Source organism: Schwartzia succinivorans DSM 10502 (assembly GCF_900129225.1).
GTDB classification, from domain to species: domain Bacteria; phylum Bacillota; class Negativicutes; order Selenomonadales; family Selenomonadaceae; genus Schwartzia; species Schwartzia succinivorans.
In genome coordinates, this window is record NZ_FQUG01000010.1 from 55,155 (window position 1) to 73,522 (window position 18,368).

Here is an 18,368-nt window from a genome sequence, read left to right on the forward strand (position 1 = left end):
GTATAGTTTATTTGTTTAAGAAAAATGAAGTGAAGCTATGAAAATTTAAAATCCCGCAAGCCTTTACTGATAAGGTTTGCGGGATTTTTTTATTCGTTTGATGTAAGAAGATTGTAGGCCTCGTCCGCGCGGTCTACGAAAATCTGGCGTATTGCGGCGTTTTCGCCCAAGCCGTGAATGTAGGTGCTTACTGTAAAACCCTCGGCTTCCAACTGTGATTTGTGGGAGTCGGGATCATCCCCTGCCATATCGTTTGTCACATGATCTCCTGCAACCATCATGGCCGGCATGAGAGTGACATGCTTTATGCCGTCGCGTTTAAGACGCGGAATGATATCCGCAAGCGTGGGCCAGCCTTCTACCGTGTACATATAGACGTTTTTGATGCCTGCTGCATCAATACGTGTCTGAATCATGGTGTAAAAGGCGTTTGAAGGGTGAGGTGTGCCGTGCGCCATCAGAAGAACAGCTTCATCATCCTTGTTATCCGGAAGTTGTGTTTTCAACGCTTCGACAAACTGCTCAAAATCATCCCGTTGGTCTTCCTGTCCCATCCAGTAAAGAAGCGGTGTGCCCATTGTAATTTTTTTGAATTTATCCTTGTAGTGATCAAACACTGCCGTATTGTAGGCATATTCCATTCCGGGAAGGATATCAAGAGTTGTAAGTGCAACACGAGTATACCCTTCTGCTGCCAATTGGTCGAGTGCCTCTTCAGGAATAGGAATCTGCATGCCTTCATTGGCTTTTACACGGTCGATAATTATGTGTGAAGTGAACGCCAGGGCTACCTTGGTGTCAGGATGAGCCGATTGGATTTGGTCAACGGTGGCCTGTATGGTAGCTTTTCGAGTGCCCTTGAATGTTGTACCAAAGCTCATTACCAGTATCGCGTCTTTATCATCAAGATGCTGCAGCTCCGAGTTGATGTAGGAGAGCTCGCCTATTTGAGATGCTCTGAGCAGAGAAGGCGTTGGAGCCTTTACTGCACTGTTTAGTTTGTACGTTGTCATCAGCCTCCGAAAATTGAAAATCTTACCACTAAAGAGTAAACCATGTAGTGGGTATATAGTCAATGGAGTAGGGGGGGATATTAAAAATATATTATGGGTTTTAACAGTTTTTTCATTGACAGCACGATGCTGTATACAGGAGGCTGCAGGGTTGTTTTGCCATCTTGTCTGATGTATTATTGAGAAGTAAACAAATTGACAGGAAACTTTGTGGTAAGCGGGGTTTTCAAAAGGATGGGGCGGTAAAATGTCAAATCGTGGAGCTTGGGCAGAAATTAATTTGAGTGCGCTGCGTCATAATATATCTGCTATCAAAAGCCGTGTGGCTGATGGGGCGAAATTTTGCGCGGTCGTGAAGGCTGATGCCTATGGGCATGGAGCTGTTGCCGTGGCACGGGAAGCCGTGGCGCAGGGTGCTGATTATCTGGCAGTTGCTGTTCTCAGCGAAGCTGTTAAGCTGAGAGAGGCAGGCTTTACTACTCCTATTCTCATATTGGGGCCGACACAGCCGCAGGAGGCGGATGTTGTTGTGCGTTATCGTATTACGCAGGCTGTATTTACAGTTGAGCAGGCGGCTGCTCTGGCTGCGGCCGCTCTCCGTCAGCACACGCATGCTAAGGTACATCTTGCTGTTGATACAGGAATGGGACGTATCGGTGTAAGACCGGGAAATGCAGGCGCAGTTGCGGCGGCAATCGCCGGGCTCCCCGGAATATGGCTTGAAGGAATGTTTTCCCATTTTGCTTCTGCAGATTCGAAGGATAAAATGTACGCCGCAGAGCAGTTCAGACGTTTTCAGGAGGCTGTTGCTGCTGTGGAGGCGCGCGGAATTAAGCTGGAGCTCCGTCATATAGCAAACTCCGCGGCGATTTTGGAGATGCCTGAGACGCATCTTGATATGGTACGCGCAGGTATTATATTATACGGCCTTTGGCCATCAGATGAGGTTGAGCATGTAATAGATCTCAGGCCCGTTATGAAGGTAAAGGCTCGCCTTTCATGTGTTAAGGATTATCACCCAGGGGAAACGGTGAGCTATGGACGCACGTTTATGGCATCGAGAGAGATGCGTGTAGGAACCCTGCCTGTAGGCTACGCGGATGGTTATACACGGCTTTATGCAGGTAAAGCGGTCGTGGAAATAAACGGGCAGCGTGTGCCGGTGGTTGGCCGCATCTGTATGGACCAGTGTATGGTTGATGTAACGGATGTGAATGGTGCACGTGTCGGCGATGAGGCTGTTCTATTCGGTTCTCCGACACTTACCGCGGATGAGGCGGCAGGTTGGCTTGGAACCATTAATTATGAGGTCGTTTGCATGATATCTCCGCGTGTGCCGCGTGTTTATGTGGAGGACAAATGATAAGGTTTTGCTTTCGTTTGGAGATTATTTGTGTTATCATAGAACGGTAATACATAGTTTCGAAATGAGGTAAGGAATCCATGCTGCACCTCCCACTTGAGAAGATAAAACCGGGAATGGTTACCGCACAAAATATATATAACGATCGCGGAGTCAATTATCTTGCCAGTGGTATTCCGATGACAGAGCTGTACCTTGAACGGCTTCGTGAGCTCGGTATAGGTTCACTGACGGTTTTTTCAACGGAGACTGAGGAGAGATCGGCTTCGAATATAAATCTTCCACGTGATATCCTCGACAAGAAGACACGCACGGAAGCATTGCGTAACCTTCGTGACATTTTTGATGATGTGAGTCGGAAAAAAACGATAAATATATCTCTTCTTCAGGGTTCGGCACAGCGTATTCTTGATGATATTCTCATGCATCAGAGAGATTTGGTGCAGCTTTCAGATGTGCGGCAGCACGATACGTATACCTTTGCACACAGCGTCAATGTTGCTGTTTTGAGTGCTCTTTTGGGAGTGTCACTGGGGTATTCCAAGGGGAATCTGATAACGCTTATTTTGGGCGGCCTGCTGCATGATATAGGAAAGGTCATAGTTCCTAAGGAGATTCTGAATAAACCAGGGCATCTTACAAAGGAAGAGTTTGCGGTTATCCGTATGCATCCTTCGGCAGGGCGGGCGCAGATTGACCTTATAAAGGATGAACCACGCAAGCATCTTTTGGGGCTTATTGCTGAGCAGCATCACGAGCACATTGATGGACGGGGATATCCGTTTGGTTTGAAGGCAGATAAAATTGCACAGCTTGCGCGTGTGGTCGCGATTGCTGATGTATACGATGCTCTGACGAGTCAGCGAAGCTACAAGGATCCGTACCCTCCGCATATCGCGTATAACATAATGAAAAATCTTACGGTTGGACAGTTCGATCAATCAATGCTTGAATTATTTTTCCAGAATGTCGCGGTGTACCCGATAACGACAGTCATGGAAACTACGGTTGGCATCGGAATAGTGAAGAAGGTGCATTTTGGAAAGACGCTGCGGCCTGATATCTGTGTTTTTGCGGAGCGTAAGGGCGAATTCCTGAAGGAGCCTTTTATGATGGAGCTTTCAGAAGAACCGGGAGTAGACATTCTGCGCGTACTCAACGATGACGAGCTTTTGGCATTTATTGAAAAAAAGGGTGTGGACCCCTTCGTTTTTCTTGCGGAAAATTATCCTTTGCGCAGCTACAGCGCAGGAAAAATAATATGATATGTACCCTCTTTACCGGACGATCGGTAAAGAGGGTTTTTATGTGCTGCACAAATAAAAAAGCCACACAGAAGTGTGGCTGATGGTAGACAGAATCAGGATTTGCGTCCGTCATTTTCATCATTGTAAAGCGCGTGAAGCAGGTTCACTAAACGCTTCCGATCCTTTTGCGTCGGGGTTTTTGAAAAAATCTTATAGGAACCGTCCATGAGGAAGGAGGCCAGGTCGATGCCGGGTTCCTTGCGCGTGTACGGACGGTCGTGTTTCAGCAGGAAATCAAGCGATACGTGAAAATAATCTGCTATTTTCTTGAGTGTCTCATGATCCGGTTCGCGCACACCACGTTCATAACGGTTATACGTTGACTGTCCGATATGAAGCGCATTAGCAAGATTCGTCTGCGTGAGAGCCTCTTTTTCTCTGAGATATCGCAGGCGGTTGTTCTGCATCCTTTCTCCTCCTTTCATAATCCTAAATGATATTTCCATACATTTTATCAAAAAAATTAACTTATGGCAGTGAAATATGCTAAATTGGTATAACTAAATAAACCTCATTTTGTGTGTTTTTTGACGAAGTTGCCTATACGGGCCAGGGCTTCATCAATTTTATCGAGAGCTGTTGCGTAGGAGCAGCGGACGTAGCCTTCACCGCATTCCCCAAAGGCACTGCCGGGTACGAGAGCGACATGCTCCGTCCTTAGGAGATCCTCCGCAAACTGCTCTGACGACAGGCCGGTTACGCGTATATCAGGGAATATGTAAAAGGCTCCCTTGGGCTCGAAGCATTGTAAGCCGATTTCGGTAAGTCCTCGGTAAATGAATCCACGGCGGCGGTCGTATTCGGCAGCCATTTTTTTCATATACTTCTCCCCGCGGCGGAGTGCTTCAATGGCTGCAATCTGTGCGGTGACAGGTGCGCAGAGCATTGTGTACTGATGAATCTTCGTCATGGCGGCGATGATTTCGGGAGCCCCCAGTGCATAGCCTATACGCCAGCCTGTCATTGCGTAGGATTTTGAAAATCCGTCGAGAAGTATTGTGCGGTCTTTCATGCCAGGGAGTGATGAGAAGACAACATGAGGCTCGTTACCATAGGTGAGGTCTCCGTATATTTCGTCGGATATTACTATCAGGTCGTGAGCTTCAGCGAACTGTGCGATTGCGAGAAGTTCTTTTCTACTCATGACGGCGCCTGTAGGATTATTTGGATAGCCTATGAGCAGCACCTTTGTCTTTGGTGACAGATGTGCTTCAAGGTCATCAGGGGTGATTCGAAATTCATTCTCTATTCTTGTGGGAACAGGGACAGGCACACCGCCGGCCAGAGCAGTACAGGCCTTGTAGGAAACATAGCATGGTTCAGGAATCAGTACCTCATCACCGGGCGCCAGAAGAGCGCGCATAGCAAGGTCCAGAGCTTCGCTTACGCCTACGGTCACGAGGATGTCTGTTTTGGGATCATAGTCGATTCCTGCCTGTGTTTTCTTGAGCTTTGCAATTTCTTCGCGCAGCTCAGGCATTCCGCGGTTAGCAGTGTATGCTGTGTACCCCTGCTCAAGGCCGTAGACGCAGCTTTCACGTATTGTCCAGGGCGTCACGAAGTCCGGTTCTCCGACACCGAGAGAAATTACATCATCCATCTCGGCAGCGATATCGAAAAATTTGCGGATACCTGAAGGTGCTACGTTCTGCACCGTGGGAGAGAGAATTTTATTCCAGTCCTTCATGGGCTCACCACCAGTCTGCGGTCACGTTCCTTATCGCCAACGATGAGCCCGTCTTTCTTATAGGGCTTCAACACAAAATGACTGCGGGTTGATGTGACACCTTCGATTGTGGCCAGGCGCGTCGCGATAAAGTCAGCAATCTCCTGCAGGGATTCACCTTCAAGAATAACGAGCAGGTCAAAGCTGCCGCTCATGAGATAGACAGAGCTGACTTCTTCAAAACGGCTGATGCGTTCAGCAATTGCATCAAATCCGACCTCGCGCTGGGGTGTGAGATTGACCTCTATAGCGGATACGACAGAATTGCGTCCGGCACGGTTCCAGTCAACAATGGCGTTGTAGCCAAGCAGTATGTGATCCTTTTCAAGCTGCCGGATATCCTTCTCAACCTCGTATTCGCTGCGGTGAAGGATGGCGGCAAGCTCACTGACCGGACGTCTGGCATCATGCTCCAAAAGCTCTAAAAGTTCTTTCATTTGGACTCCTCCTGTCTTTTATTGCATAAAAACAAAAAACTCCCGTCCGTAAAGGACGAGAGCAGTTCCCGTGGTACCACCTTTATGAGCATTGGGCTCACTCGTGGTGCTTTATCGCGGCGCGCGGCCGAATTTCTCCGGCATGCTCATGGGGAGCGTTCCAAAGTATCTCCTGACGGCTCGCAGCGAACGCCGCCTCTCTTAAAGGAAAAATAAAATGTACTGTCCCAATCATTGCATATCTGTCTGGATTTGGTAAAATAATAGCACAAGTGCTTATTGCATTCAAGAAAATTTTTTATGGTTTTATTTTTGAATTAAAAAGGAGCGTTGCATCATGCTCATTGGAACGATTGAAGGATTTAATTCCAACTACGGACCATATTCAGAGGCGGTCAAAAGAGCGGTTGAATTTCTTCGTGAGAAGGATTTTTCTAAAATGGAAGACGGTCGTTATGAAATCGACGGCGAGCTTATTTACGCGACTGTGTCCCGCTACACGACAAAGCCCGCTAAGGAGTGTTTCCCGGAATCGCATCGCCGCTACATTGATGTGCAGTACATAGTCGATGGAGAGGAATATCTTGGCTGGTGTCCTTTTACTCCTGACCTTAAGGTAAAGACTCCCTATGACGAAAAAAAGGATATTGAATTTTACGAAAAGCTGGTGCCTGAGAGCAATTTCGTATTAAAACCGGGCGTTTTTGCCGTGCTCACTACAAAGGACGTTCATTGTCCCTGTCGTGCGATTGATGATAAGCCGTGCAAGGTGCTCAAGGTGGTCGTGAAGGTTTCGACCGAGCTATTGAAGGAACAACAGTAACTCACAGGAGGAACAGAAATGACAGTCAGAAGACTTTTTGTGGAAAAGAGGCAGGGCTTCTTTGATATTCCCGCGCAGCAGCTCATGGATGATTTGGTGGAGACATTCCGCCTGACGGGTCTCAAAGCGGTACGTCTTATCCATCGTTATGATATCGAGGGAATCAGTGATGAAGAATATAGAGCTACGCGCGATGTAGTTTTCGCAGAGCCGCCTGTCGATACCGTTTATGAAGAAAAGCTGCCGGATTTTAAGGGAGCAAGGATGTTTGCCGTGGAATATCTTCCCGGACAGTATGACCAGCGTGCGGATTCAGCGGCACAGTGCGTCCAGCTTGTAACGCAGAAGGAGCGTCCTGAGATACACACCGCGACGGTTGTTGTTCTTGTAGGGGACGTAGATGATGATAGCTTTGAGAAAATCAAGTCATATATGATTAATGCGATAGAAAGCCGTGAAGCTTCTCTTGAAAAACCAACTACTCTCGCAATGGAGATGGAGACTCCTTCGGATGTTGAGGTTTTGACTGAGTTTAACACATATAATGAAGCGCAGCTTCGTGATTTCCACGAAAAGCGCGGACTTGCCATGAGCTTTGAGGATTTGGATTTTTGCCAGAAATATTTCCGCGATACTGAGCACCGTGCCCCGACTATTACGGAAATCCGTGTAATCGATACATACTGGTCTGACCACTGCCGTCATACAACATTCACCACGGCTGTAGACCTTGTAGATATTGAAAAAGGATATTTTACTCCGGTTATCGAGAAAGCATATCAGCGCTATCTTGAAGACCGCGAGGAGCTTTATGCGGGACAGAAGCGTGATGTGACACTTATGGACATCGCGGTTATCGGAATGAAGGCACTTAAGAGAGTGGGAAAGCTTGAGGATTTGGACGCATCTGATGAAATCAATGCCTGCTCAATAGTCGTGAAGGCTGACCGTGGCGGTGAAACGGAAGACTGGCTGGTTATGTTCAAAAATGAAACACATAACCATCCGACGGAAATTGAACCCTTCGGTGGTGCGGCGACATGTCTTGGCGGTGCTATCCGCGATCCGCTGTCCGGACGTTCCTATGTGTATCAGGCAATGAGACTCACAGGCTCGGCAGATCCGCGCCGACCGATTGCCGAAACCATGCCCGGCAAGCTGCCGCAGAAGAAAATTACACAGGGTGCTGCAGCAGGCTACAGCTCCTATGGAAATCAGATAGGTCTTGCAACGGGACAGGTCGCCGAGGTATACCATGAAGGCTTTATGGCAAAGCGCATGGAAATTGGTGCGGTTATAGCTGCCGCTCCCAAGAAAAATGTTGTACGCAAAGCTCCTGAGCCGGGAGACCTTGTAGTGCTGGTGGGAGGACGTACAGGACGTGACGGCTGCGGCGGGGCGACAGGCTCTTCAAAGGAACATACTGTTGATTCCCTGGCTAACTGCGGAGCAGAGGTTCAAAAGGGCAATCCGCCTACTGAGCGTAAAATTCAGAGACTTTTCCGCCGTCCTGAAATAAGCACGACAATAAAACGCTGCAACGATTTTGGCGCAGGCGGCGTATCTGTAGCAATAGGTGAGCTCACGGAAGGACTTTCCGTAAATCTTGATGCAGTTCCAAAAAAATATGAGGGACTTGACGGCACAGAGCTTGCTATTTCCGAATCACAGGAGCGTATGGCAGTTGTGCTGGCGGCATCGGATGTGCCTGCATTTATCAAGGCTGCTGACGAAGAAAACCTCGAGGCTACCGTCGTAGCAGAAGTAAAAGAAGAGCCGCGCCTTAAAATGCAGTGGCGGGGCAAATCAATCGTTGACATAGGAAGAGATTTCCTTGATACGAATGGTGTACGACAGCATGTGAATGTAAAAATAAATATACCGTCCGCTGAAAACAGGTATTTATGGCAGATTCCTGAAGAAGTCAAAAAATGTGGCCGTGATTTGGCGGCAGCATGGGAAGCTGATCTTTCGGAGCTTAATGTTTGCAGTCAGAAAGGCCTTGGCGAGCGTTTTGATTCGACAATCGGCGGAAATACTGTACTTATGCCATTTGGTGGAAAGCGTCAGCTCACGCCCCAGGAGGGTATGGTAGCCAAGCTTCCTATGCTGGGAGCAGAAACTGAGACTGCGACCGCAATGACGTACGGCTTTGACCCGCATCTCATGGAATGGAGTCCGTTCCACGGCGCAGTGTATGCCATAGTTGAGGCTGCTGCCAAAATGGTTGCCCTCGGAGGCAGCGCTGAAAATATCCGCCTGACTCTGCAGGAATATTTTGAGAGCCTTGGCAAGGATCCTGAAAAATGGGGTAAGCCGTTCAGCGCGCTTTTGGGTGCACTCTGGGCACAGCATGAGCTGGAGATTCCGGCAATCGGAGGCAAGGACTCCATGTCGGGAACCTTTATGGATATCCATGTGCCGCCTTCCCTGGCAGCCTTTGCAGTTAATGTCATGCCTGCAAAACGGGCGATTTCCGCGGAATTTAAGTTCCCCGGCAGCAAGGTTTACGTCGTTCCTGCACCAAAGGATGCCTTTGACATGCCGCTTTTCCCGCAGCTGCGAAGGAATTTCATCTGCATTGAAAAGCTGACGGAAACGCGCAAGGTAATGTCGGCTTCGACTGTCAAATATGGTGGTATTGCAGCGGCAGTCACGAAAATGTGCATGGGTAACTCTATCGGATTTAATTTCACCCATATTCCGCAGAGAGACGACCTTTTCAAACCTGATTACGGTACTATCCTGATAGAGGTTGCAGCCGGAACAGATGTGTCCGAAGTACTTAACGGCACAGGATATTATGAGCTTGGTGAAACAACTCTGGTGCCGAGCATTGTATGCGGTCAGATGGTACGTACCCTCGCTGAGCTTGAACGCGTATGGCGTGCGCCGCTGGAGAAAATTTTCCCGACTCAGACCAAGGTACTTGGAAAAGTACCGCCTGCTGCTCTATATAAGGAAGGAAACAAAATAACCCCGCATCTCCATTATGCTAAACCACGCGTGTTTATTCCTGTTTTCCCGGGAACGAACTGCGAATACGACACGGCAAGAGCTTTTGAACGTGCAGGCGCAGAAGCAGAGACACTTATAGTGAGGAACCTCACTCCGTCAGCGGTTGCGGAGACGGTTGATGCTATTGCGGCAGGCATAAAGAAAGCACAGATTGTTATGCTGCCGGGTGGATTCAGCGGTGGTGATGAACCTGACGGCTCCGCAAAATTCATCGCGTCAATGTTCAGAAATCCGAAAATCAAGGATGCTGTAATGGAGCACCTTCGTCATCAGGACGGCTTGATGCTGGGTATCTGCAACGGCTTCCAGGCACTTATAAAGCTTGGACTCGTACCATATGGAGAAATCCGTGACCTTGAAATAAATTCACCGACACTGACCTTCAACACGATTGGACGTCATGTGTCATGCATGGTACAGACGCGTGTTGTATCTAACCTGTCTCCGTGGTTTAACAATGTTCAGGTCGGAGACATGCATACGATTGCCGTTTCCCACGGTGAAGGCCGCTTCTTCGCAGACAGGGAGATTGTTGCCAACCTTCGTGTCCGCGGACAGATTGCGACACAGTATGTAAACCCGTCGGGAGCACCATCCCTCGATATAGAATTCAATCCGAACGGCTCCGTGAATGCAATAGAAGGAATCACAAGCCCAGACGGACGCGTTCTTGGTAAGATGGGACACTCCGAACGTATCGGCGAGTACGTTGCAGTAAACGTGCCGGGAGCAAAAGACCAGAAGCTCTTCGAAGCCGGCGTAGCGTACTACAGGTAAAAATTAATAAAATAAGACAGAAGTACCAGTCAAATCGTATTTTAATTTGGCTGGTACTTTTTTTGCGTGCAAAAAAGATATCTGCAAGACATGTGTTGAGTAATAATCAACATATGTCTTGCGGGGGGGGACAATCGTATTATAATTGATTGGTAAATATGTCTGTTTATAGTTAAATGACATGAATCAATGGGGGGAAAGATATGTCGGAAGTGAAGGAACACTGGATTTGTGAAAAATGTGGCGCGAGCAGCAGCGGTAAATTTTGCTCAAAGTGCGGAGCTGCTTGTCCAAAATCGGAAGAATGGGATTGTTCTTGTGGAAAAACAGGGAATACCGGCAAATTTTGTCCTAAATGTGGCAAAACGCGAGATAACAAGAGTGTTGTGGATGATGGAAATGGTGTGACTGGGGGAAATTCGATACAGGTAACGCATGATACTGTAAACCAAACTGTAGTCCATACGGCTACAGAAGGAAATAAGCGGTCAGTGAATCCTCAGCAAAAAAAGATTATGGCAATAATTGCCGCGTTGGTGATTGTATATTTCGCTTTTGGTATGATTACGGAAAAATTATATGAATCCCAGTGTGAAAAATATACAGCACTATCAATGGAAATACAGGATACGTATAAAAAGATAGGGGAATTAAATGGCGATGTAGCAGCGGAAGAAACGAAGTTTGCTGTAAAAAAATTAAAGGATGAGGCAGACCGTTTGGATAGCATTCATTCATTTTTAGATAAAATACCAACGCCTGAAAAAGCTAAATTAGTGCATAGGAATACTTTAGCTGTAATGTCAGCACAAAAGGAATATTTGTTAAAAACCAGCGACCTGCTCTTGGCAAATGATCGTTGTGTACGCAGCTTTTTTTCCTATAGAAGTCTACCTGGAACTGGTGATAGTGAAAAAACGTTTAAAGAATTTAATGAAGCCTATGATGAATCGTTAAAACTTTTTACAGAGGCTATAGAAGACAACAAAGATTTAAGAATTAATAATCAGTCAATTGGTAAACTAATTCACATAGAAAAAATGAATACAGCAATATATACATATATTTCTAAAAAAGTGGATTTTGATACTGCGTGGTACAGAGAGAAGAAAAAAGGATATTACGAAAAATTAACTGCATCAAATGAGGCATTGAAGCAAAAAAAAGAAGTTGTTTTCTTGGTAAGAAGTGTGGAAACAGCGAGTAATTCTGCTGATGGCAAAAAATATATTACAGTAACTGGGTTCTTTTACAATGGAACTGATGATTACGTAACTGGTATTGGCGATATGCTTGTAGATGTTAAATTAAATTCGTTGGATAAAGAAATATCCTCGCTATCAGATGTAGCATATCACGATAAAATTTTAGAAAAACTTTCACTGCCAAGTAAGGGAACATCATCTCTTATTTTGATTCAGTTGAAAGAATTGGCGCCTGAAGAGACATTCGATAATTTTGAGGTAAATGTACATAAAATTCATTGGAATGCTCGTAAACTAGTGAGGAGATAATGGAGGAAAAGTATGGTCAAAAAAATAATTTTATCAATGCTCGTTGCGTTCTTCTTAACAGGTGTCTGTAGTGTAACGTATGCAGGTAATTTTCGTACTTTAGCCATGTCGGGATGGCTTAAACTAGGGCCTGATCAAGCATGGGAAAAAAGCTATGATACGGAAAATGGAAAATTCAAGATTCGTTTTCGTAAGCTCATGCTTGGCTCTGATGCGAAAAGATATCACTTGATTATTTGGTGGAACGGTAAGAGGATTGCGGACGGATATTCGCCGGAAGGTTCCCAGTACGCATTTAAAATTTTTGAAGATGGAGATACAAAACGTATTTTCGTTATGTTGGAAACCTTGGGACGCGCTGTGGTAATGGGTTATGAGCCAAATAATCAGAAGCTTGAAAAGTACATTGATAGTTTGGATTATTATAGCGGGAATTTGCCTTATCCAATAATGGATGTTGATTCAGAAGGTGATTTGAGATTATCCTTTTCATCAACTATGAATGGGTTGGGCCCTATTCGTTATAAATTCGTATGGAATAAAGATGTGAACTGGTTTGGGTATTCGAACGCTTCTCCGCAGGTTCAGAGAAATTCGAGCTATGATGAATCATCAGATACAAGCTATGATGAAGACTATGAATATGAGGATTATAGCTCCAGTGGTGAGGCAACAGTGGAGACAGAGATGGAAAGTGCTCCAACATCAACAGGAAGCTCCTCGGGAGAATTGTTCTACGAAACTCAGGAAGTAGTCGGAAGTTAATTTGATAAATATATTTTTGGAGGAATAGTAAATGAAGAAGTGTATTAATTGTCAGACAGAGTTAAGTGATGATTCAGTATTTTGTTCAGAGTGCGGTTCAAAACAACCTGTTGAAGAAAGTAATCAAGAGTTTGAACCTAATGCAGAGGCAGTGATTACTCCCGTAGAAAAGAATCCGGGAAAAGATGTTGTGGCAGAGCAAGCAACTGCTTTGTTGAATGCATCAAACAAAGCGCTTTCTTCAATTGGTGTCTCGAAATGGGACAAAATCGGTCTCATAGGTATTGTTTTAATGGGAATAGCCGTTTTACTCCCGATAGTGAACGCGAGCTTTGTAAGCACGCTTACGAGTTTGATAAACGTCAGCCAGCTGTTAAGCTTTGTCGTATTAGTGCTTTGCTGTGTGTCAGCATATTATTTGAGTGAGAAAAATTTTAATGTTCCTTGTGCAGTTGGGGGCGGAATTTTCGCGGTCTCTGCGTATATGTGCTACAAGATTCATTCTACGCTGGCACAGCTGTCTGCCGAAATGGATAAGTCTGCTCAGGGATTATCTTTTCTCTTTGGTGGGGGAATGGCGAAGGGGATACAGAAAATGCTCTCCGATATGGGGATTGGAATAGGATTGTATTTCCTTCTGGCCGGAGCTGTAATCGTTATGCTCTCATGCGGTGCAAGCCGTTTGATTCGCAGAAATGAAAACGTTGAGATAGGGGCCATAATAACTGAAGTAAAGAATATGATGTCAGAAACAGTAGATATTGGAAGTATGCGACTGCCAACTTTTGCGCTGACAATTGTTGTTATAACGATAATAGCTTTTATAGGGACAACATTAAATGTGCAGTCACCGATGTGATTTTTGATGGTAGTAAGAAAGATATGGAGGAACAATAAATGAAACAGATAAAGCAAATTATGATTATTTTCGTGATGTGTGCGTTTTCTTTGGTGTCTATAGGCGGCACTGCCCATGCAAGTCTCTTGGGGGATATTATTGGTGGAATAAATGCATTGGGCGGTGCACCAAATGGTTATGTAGTGATCAGCGGTAAAGTCGTTGGTGATGGGCTGGAACCATTGGCAGGTGTAGTTGTGGAACACTCGGCTGATAAAACAGGAAAAATTGTAAGTAGCATAACCGATGAGAATGGAAATTACAGCATTAAGATTCCTAAAGATGCAAAGGGTTATCTGACTTACAAATTGATTAATTACAGGACGATTAGAATTTATGATTATGCTTACAATGATTCTGTAATTAACCAACATATGCACTTTGATTCTCTTACCGGAAAAGTTTTGGATCCGGAAGGATATCCTGTTGAAGGGGCGGTACTGTCATTTGAACAGGATGGTGGACGAAGCGGAATTATAACTGTTCAGACAGATGAGAATGGGAATTATGAGGTTCACATTCCGGAAGATTATAAATATTACTGGGTAACTATAAAATGTGATGGATATGATGTCGTCAGAACAACAGTACATGGAGTTGGTGGTCAGGTAGCCAATTTTTCATTGAAGTAATGATTACTCCTGTAATTCTTTTTTTGGATTACAGGAGTTTTTGGTTGCAAACGGAGATGGGAACAATCGACCTCGTGGGAAAGACATGTCATAAGAAAAACGTTTCGAAATAAAGCAGTGTTTTTCAAGGTGTAATGCAAATTTTCATCATTTCATAAAAATTTCGAAAGAGAACGCTTGCATTATTGAAAAAACTTTTCTCGGCTCGTATAATGTATTCAGTGTTGTTTTTGTGACAGACGTATTCAAAAAATTCCGGGGCATGCTTCGGAACAAGGGGGTATTTTCTAATGGCACGCAAGTATGTAATGGCACTGGATGCCGGGACTACTAGCAACCGCGCGATTATCTTCGATGAGGATTCACACATCGTAGGTGTATCGCAGAAGGAATTCACTCAGTATTTCCCGAAACCGGGCTGGGTTGAGCATGATGCAGAGGAAATCTGGAGCTCGATGACGACGGTAATGAAGGAAGCGCTTGAAAAGGCAGACCTTCTTGCCAGCGACATCAAGGCAATCGGTATCACGAACCAGCGCGAAACGACGGTTGTCTGGGAAAAGAAAACAGGACGTCCTGTGTACAATGCCATCGTATGGCAGTCGCGTCAGACGGCGGATATCTGCGAAGATTTGAAGCTCCAGGGACTTGAGGATGAGTTCCATCATAAAACAGGCCTTGTTATCGACGCGTATTTCTCCGGTACAAAGGTAAAATGGATTCTTGATAATGTCGAGGGCGCGCGTGCAATGGCGGAGCGCGGAGAGCTTCTTTTCGGTACAATCGACAGCTGGCTTATCTGGAAGCTTACGGGCGGAAAAGTCCATGTTACTGATTATTCCAACGCTTCCCGTACTCTTATGTTCAATATTCACGAGCTGAAATGGGACGAGGAGCTTCTTAAGCATCTGACGGTTCCTGCATCCATGCTTCCTGAGGTTCGTCCATCCAGCCAGGTATACGGAGAGACTATTCCTTCCATCCTTGGCGGCTGCGTGCCTATTGCAGGTGCGGCAGGTGACCAGCAGTCTGCGCTTTTCGGTCAGAACTGTTTTGAGCCGGGTATGGCAAAAAATACATATGGTACGGGCTGCTTTATGCTCATGAATACCGGTACGAAAATTTATGAGTCCAAGAACGGACTTGTTACTACAATCGCATGGGGACTGGACGGAAAGGTCGAGTATGCACTTGAAGGCTCCATTTTCGTTGCAGGCTCCGCTATTCAGTGGCTGCGCGACGGCCTTCGCATCATTGACGCGGCACCTGATTCCGAGTGGATTGCAAAACGCGTGCCTGATGCAGATGGAGTTTATGTTGTTCCTGCATTTGTCGGTCTTGGTGCGCCTTACTGGGATATGAGTGCCCGTGGTATGATTATCGGTCTGACACGCGGTACGAAGAAAGCTCATATCGTCCGTGCAACGCTTGATTCCATGGCATACCAGACACGCGACGTGCTGAGCGCGATGGAGGCTGATTCGGGAATCCGTCTCGCATCGCTCAAGGTTGACGGCGGTGCTGTTGCAAATAATATGCTTATGCAGTATCAGGCAGATATGCTTGGTGTTCCTGTTGAGCGTCCTCAGGTAATCGAGACAACGGCACTTGGCGCGGCTTATCTTGCAGGTCTCGCTGTCGGTGTATGGAAATCCAAGGACGAGCTTAAAAAGAGATGGAAGCTCGACAATCGTTTTGACCCGAAGATGTCCCGTGAAGAGGCAGACAAAATCTATAAAGGCTGGCGCAAGGCAGTACGTCATGCGATGCATTGGCTGGAAGACGAAGAAGACTAAGGAGGAAATGATTCATGGATATCAGTAATCTTTTAGGCGAGTTCGTTGGAATGATTGTCCTTGTGACATTTGGATGCGGCGTATGTGCCAATATGGCGCTTAAGAAGACTTGCGGTTCAGGCGGCGGCTGGATTTGCATTACGGCAGGATGGGCATTTGCTGTTCTGCTGGGCGTATTTACTGCCAATGCTCTCGGCGCCCCTCAGGCTGACCTTAACCCGTCTGTTACCCTTGCAAAGACTTTTGCAGGTATATACACGTTCCCTCAGTTCGTGATAACATCCGTTGTTCAGATTGCAGGAGGCTTCTGCGGTGGTATTGTTGTGTATCTGGCGTACCTTCCTCACTGGGCAGAAACTGAAGACGGCCCGACAAAGCGCGGCGTTTTCTGCACGGCTCCGGCAATTCGCAATATCCCGGCAAATTTTATCACAGAGATGATTGCAACATTCTTCCTTATGTTCATCATCTGGATGATTTTTGCTAAACCAAATGGTCCGATTCCTGCAGGCCTTGGGCCGTATCTCGTAGGAATGCTCATCTGGGCTCTCGGACTTTCACTTGGCGGACCGACAGGCTACGCAATGAGTGCGGCACGTGATCTCGGACCGCGCCTTGCACATGCTGTTCTTCCGTTCAAGAACAAAGCTGATTCCGATTGGGGCTATGCATGGGTGCCGGTTGTTGCTCCGCTCTGCGGAGGCGTGCTGGCATACATTGTTGCGCATCTTCTCGGCGTTCTTTGATTACAATAAAAACTGCGTCCTTGCGGCGCAGTTTTTTTATTTCCGAACAACTTTGTTTTTTTTATTCTCCGTGATATGATGTTGTTTGCAAACAGAAATTGAAGGGGAATATGTATGAGCAGCTATGTGTATAAAACAAGCGGAACGTGTTCGCGTTCCATAACAGTTGAACTGGACGGAAAAATTATCCGCAGCGTCAGCTTTGAGGGCGGCTGCCCGGGAAATCTTTTGGGGATAAGCATGCTTGTTAAAGGCATGGACATGGATGAGGTAATCGAAAGATTGAGCGGCTGCAGATGCGGAAATAAACCCACATCCTGTCCAGACCAACTGACAAAGGCTCTTGCTGAAGCGTACGAAGCTGAACAAAAAGGAGCGTAAAAATGATTTTTGACAGTCACTCCCATACGAAGTTTTCCGCAGACTCTGAGATGAAAGCAAAGGAAGCCATGGACGCGGCTGAAAAGCTCGGTATCGGTATTGTTTTTACTGAGCACATTGATTTCAGCTATCCCGGTGAGCTTGATTTTACCTTTAGTCCGAAAGATTATTGGAAAGAATATGAGCCGCTGCGGGGAAAAACGCTTCGCCTTGGTGTTGAGATGGGACTTGCTCCGGGGGAAAAGGAACAGGCAGAGGCCTTTATTGCAGAAGTACCGTTTGATGAAGTCATCGGCTCAATTCATCTTATAGACGGACATGATATCTATGAAAAGGACTGCTACGAGGGAAAAACACAGGATGAAATGTACCGTCGGTATTTTTCACTGATGGCAGACATGGTGCGTCTGCACTCATACATTGATATTCTTGGACATATCGATTACATAGCAAGATACGCGCCGTATGAAAATACAGAAATCCAGTATGCCGTATGGAAAGATGGAATAGATGAAGTACTTCGGGCAGTGGTGGAAACAGATACTGTATTGGAGCTGAATACACGCAGGTTTGATGCGCCAATACATTTCAAAAACCTTGTTCCGATTTATAAGAGATATAAGGAGCTTGGCGGGAAATATACTTCCATCGGCTCGGATGCGCACACACCGGATGTAATAGGGGCACACTTCGCAGTTGCTGAACAGTTTGCAGAAGCCTGCGGCCTTGTTCCTGTTACCTTTGAAGCACGCAAAATGCAAATTTTGAAATAAAATTAAAAAAGTGCTTGACGAAAATGTATACAAGAGGTAATATATAGAAGCTGACTCGTGAGCACGGCTCCGACGAAGCACAAGGTGTTCCTTGAAAACTAAACAATGCAGAAATGAATCATCTATTGATTCAAGCCAGATGTCGGGCATGAAGCAAAGCTTCATGAACCAACAATTTCTAAAGAGAAAAGCGAAAGCTTTAGACTCAAAAGATTATAGAGAGCCAAACAGGTTCTTCAATAGTATATTGGAGAGTTTGATCCTGGCTCAGGACGAACGCTGGCGGCGTGCTTAACACATGCAAGTCGAACGGGGCGATTTAAAAGCTTGCTTTTGATGAGCCTAGTGGCAAACGGGTGAGTAACGCGTAGGCAACCTGCCCTCAGGATGGGGACAACG

16 protein-coding genes, 1 rRNA gene and 1 other annotated feature are annotated in these 18,368 nt (G+C 46.1%); of the genes, 13 read left to right on the forward strand and 4 right to left on the reverse strand.

The window, feature by feature from the left end:
* Window positions 1-89: 89 nt before the first annotated feature.
* Window positions 90-1,013 carry a sirohydrochlorin cobaltochelatase gene (locus BUA83_RS10925; RefSeq protein WP_072936324.1) on the reverse strand — a complete coding sequence of 308 codons (924 nt, stop codon included), beginning with the start codon at window positions 1,011-1,013 and terminating at the stop codon, window positions 90-92.
* A gap of 247 nt (window positions 1,014-1,260) precedes the next feature.
* On the opposite strand from BUA83_RS10925, the gene alr reads away from it, so the two are divergent.
* Together alr and BUA83_RS10935 are read left to right on the forward strand one after the other, a co-directional pair.
* Window positions 1,261-2,376 (forward strand): alanine racemase, encoded by a 1,116-nt coding sequence (gene alr / locus BUA83_RS10930; RefSeq protein WP_072936325.1) that lies wholly within the window; start codon window positions 1,261-1,263, stop codon window positions 2,374-2,376.
* An 80-nt stretch (window positions 2,377-2,456) separates the two neighbouring features.
* Window positions 2,457-3,641, forward strand: coding sequence for an HD-GYP domain-containing protein (locus BUA83_RS10935; RefSeq protein ID WP_072936326.1), 1,185 nt, complete (start codon window positions 2,457-2,459; stop codon window positions 3,639-3,641).
* A gap of 95 nt (window positions 3,642-3,736) precedes the next feature.
* Here the strand turns inward: BUA83_RS10935 and BUA83_RS10940 are convergent, their stop codons facing one another.
* The 3 genes from BUA83_RS10940 to BUA83_RS10950 form a co-directional block, all read right to left on the reverse strand.
* Complete coding sequence (locus BUA83_RS10940) at window positions 3,737-4,090, reverse strand: helix-turn-helix domain-containing protein (protein WP_072936327.1); 354 nt, start codon at window positions 4,088-4,090, stop codon at window positions 3,737-3,739.
* Between the two features lie 104 nt (window positions 4,091-4,194).
* Window positions 4,195-5,370: an aminotransferase class I/II-fold pyridoxal phosphate-dependent enzyme gene (locus BUA83_RS10945; RefSeq protein ID WP_072936328.1), complete on the reverse strand. Its 1,176-nt coding sequence runs from the start codon at window positions 5,368-5,370 to the stop codon at window positions 4,195-4,197.
* The gene (locus BUA83_RS10950) at window positions 5,367-5,846 is read right to left on the reverse strand and encodes an Lrp/AsnC family transcriptional regulator (RefSeq protein WP_072936329.1); all 480 of its coding nucleotides are present in this window, start codon (window positions 5,844-5,846) and stop codon (window positions 5,367-5,369) included. Before BUA83_RS10950 ends, BUA83_RS10945 begins: the two co-directional genes overlap by 4 nt.
* Window positions 5,847-5,894: 48 nt before the next feature.
* Window positions 5,895-6,090: a binding site (T-box leader), on the reverse strand.
* Between the two features lie 93 nt (window positions 6,091-6,183).
* Between BUA83_RS10950 and BUA83_RS10955 the strand changes: the two genes are divergently transcribed.
* The 11 genes from BUA83_RS10955 to BUA83_RS11005 form a co-directional block, all read left to right on the forward strand.
* A complete protein-coding gene (locus tag BUA83_RS10955) occupies window positions 6,184-6,669 on the forward strand; it encodes a NanQ anomerase/TabA/YiaL family protein (RefSeq protein ID WP_072936330.1) in 486 nt (161 codons plus the stop codon).
* Window positions 6,670-6,687: 18 nt separating this feature from the next.
* Window positions 6,688-10,464, forward strand: a complete 3,777-nt coding sequence (locus BUA83_RS10960) for a phosphoribosylformylglycinamidine synthase (protein ID WP_072936331.1) — start codon at window positions 6,688-6,690, stop codon at window positions 10,462-10,464.
* Between the two features lie 203 nt (window positions 10,465-10,667).
* A complete protein-coding gene (locus BUA83_RS10965) occupies window positions 10,668-11,978 on the forward strand; it encodes a zinc ribbon domain-containing protein (RefSeq protein ID WP_072936332.1) in 1,311 nt (436 codons plus the stop codon).
* Window positions 11,979-11,990: 12 nt separating this feature from the next.
* Entirely contained in the window at window positions 11,991-12,743 is a 753-nt protein-coding gene (locus tag BUA83_RS10970; protein WP_072936333.1) for a hypothetical protein, read from the forward strand.
* A gap of 31 nt (window positions 12,744-12,774) precedes the next feature.
* Window positions 12,775-13,602, forward strand: a complete 828-nt coding sequence (locus tag BUA83_RS10975; RefSeq protein ID WP_072936334.1) for a zinc-ribbon domain-containing protein — start codon at window positions 12,775-12,777, stop codon at window positions 13,600-13,602.
* A gap of 38 nt (window positions 13,603-13,640) precedes the next feature.
* Window positions 13,641-14,273 (forward strand): carboxypeptidase-like regulatory domain-containing protein, encoded by a 633-nt coding sequence (locus tag BUA83_RS10980; RefSeq protein ID WP_072936335.1) that lies wholly within the window; start codon window positions 13,641-13,643, stop codon window positions 14,271-14,273.
* Between the two features lie 290 nt (window positions 14,274-14,563).
* Window positions 14,564-16,069: a glycerol kinase GlpK gene (gene glpK / locus BUA83_RS10985; protein ID WP_072936336.1), complete on the forward strand. Its 1,506-nt coding sequence runs from the start codon at window positions 14,564-14,566 to the stop codon at window positions 16,067-16,069.
* A gap of 14 nt (window positions 16,070-16,083) precedes the next feature.
* Complete coding sequence (locus tag BUA83_RS10990; RefSeq protein ID WP_072936337.1) at window positions 16,084-16,815, forward strand: MIP/aquaporin family protein; 732 nt, start codon at window positions 16,084-16,086, stop codon at window positions 16,813-16,815.
* Window positions 16,816-16,929: 114 nt separating this feature from the next.
* Window positions 16,930-17,196 carry a TIGR03905 family TSCPD domain-containing protein gene (locus tag BUA83_RS10995; RefSeq protein ID WP_072936338.1) on the forward strand — a complete coding sequence of 89 codons (267 nt, stop codon included), beginning with the start codon at window positions 16,930-16,932 and terminating at the stop codon, window positions 17,194-17,196.
* Window positions 17,197-17,198: 2 nt separating this feature from the next.
* Window positions 17,199-17,969 (forward strand): histidinol-phosphatase HisJ family protein, encoded by a 771-nt coding sequence (locus BUA83_RS11000; protein ID WP_072936339.1) that lies wholly within the window; start codon window positions 17,199-17,201, stop codon window positions 17,967-17,969.
* Between the two features lie 244 nt (window positions 17,970-18,213).
* Window positions 18,214-18,368 (forward strand): 16S ribosomal RNA (locus tag BUA83_RS11005); the annotation flags it as partial.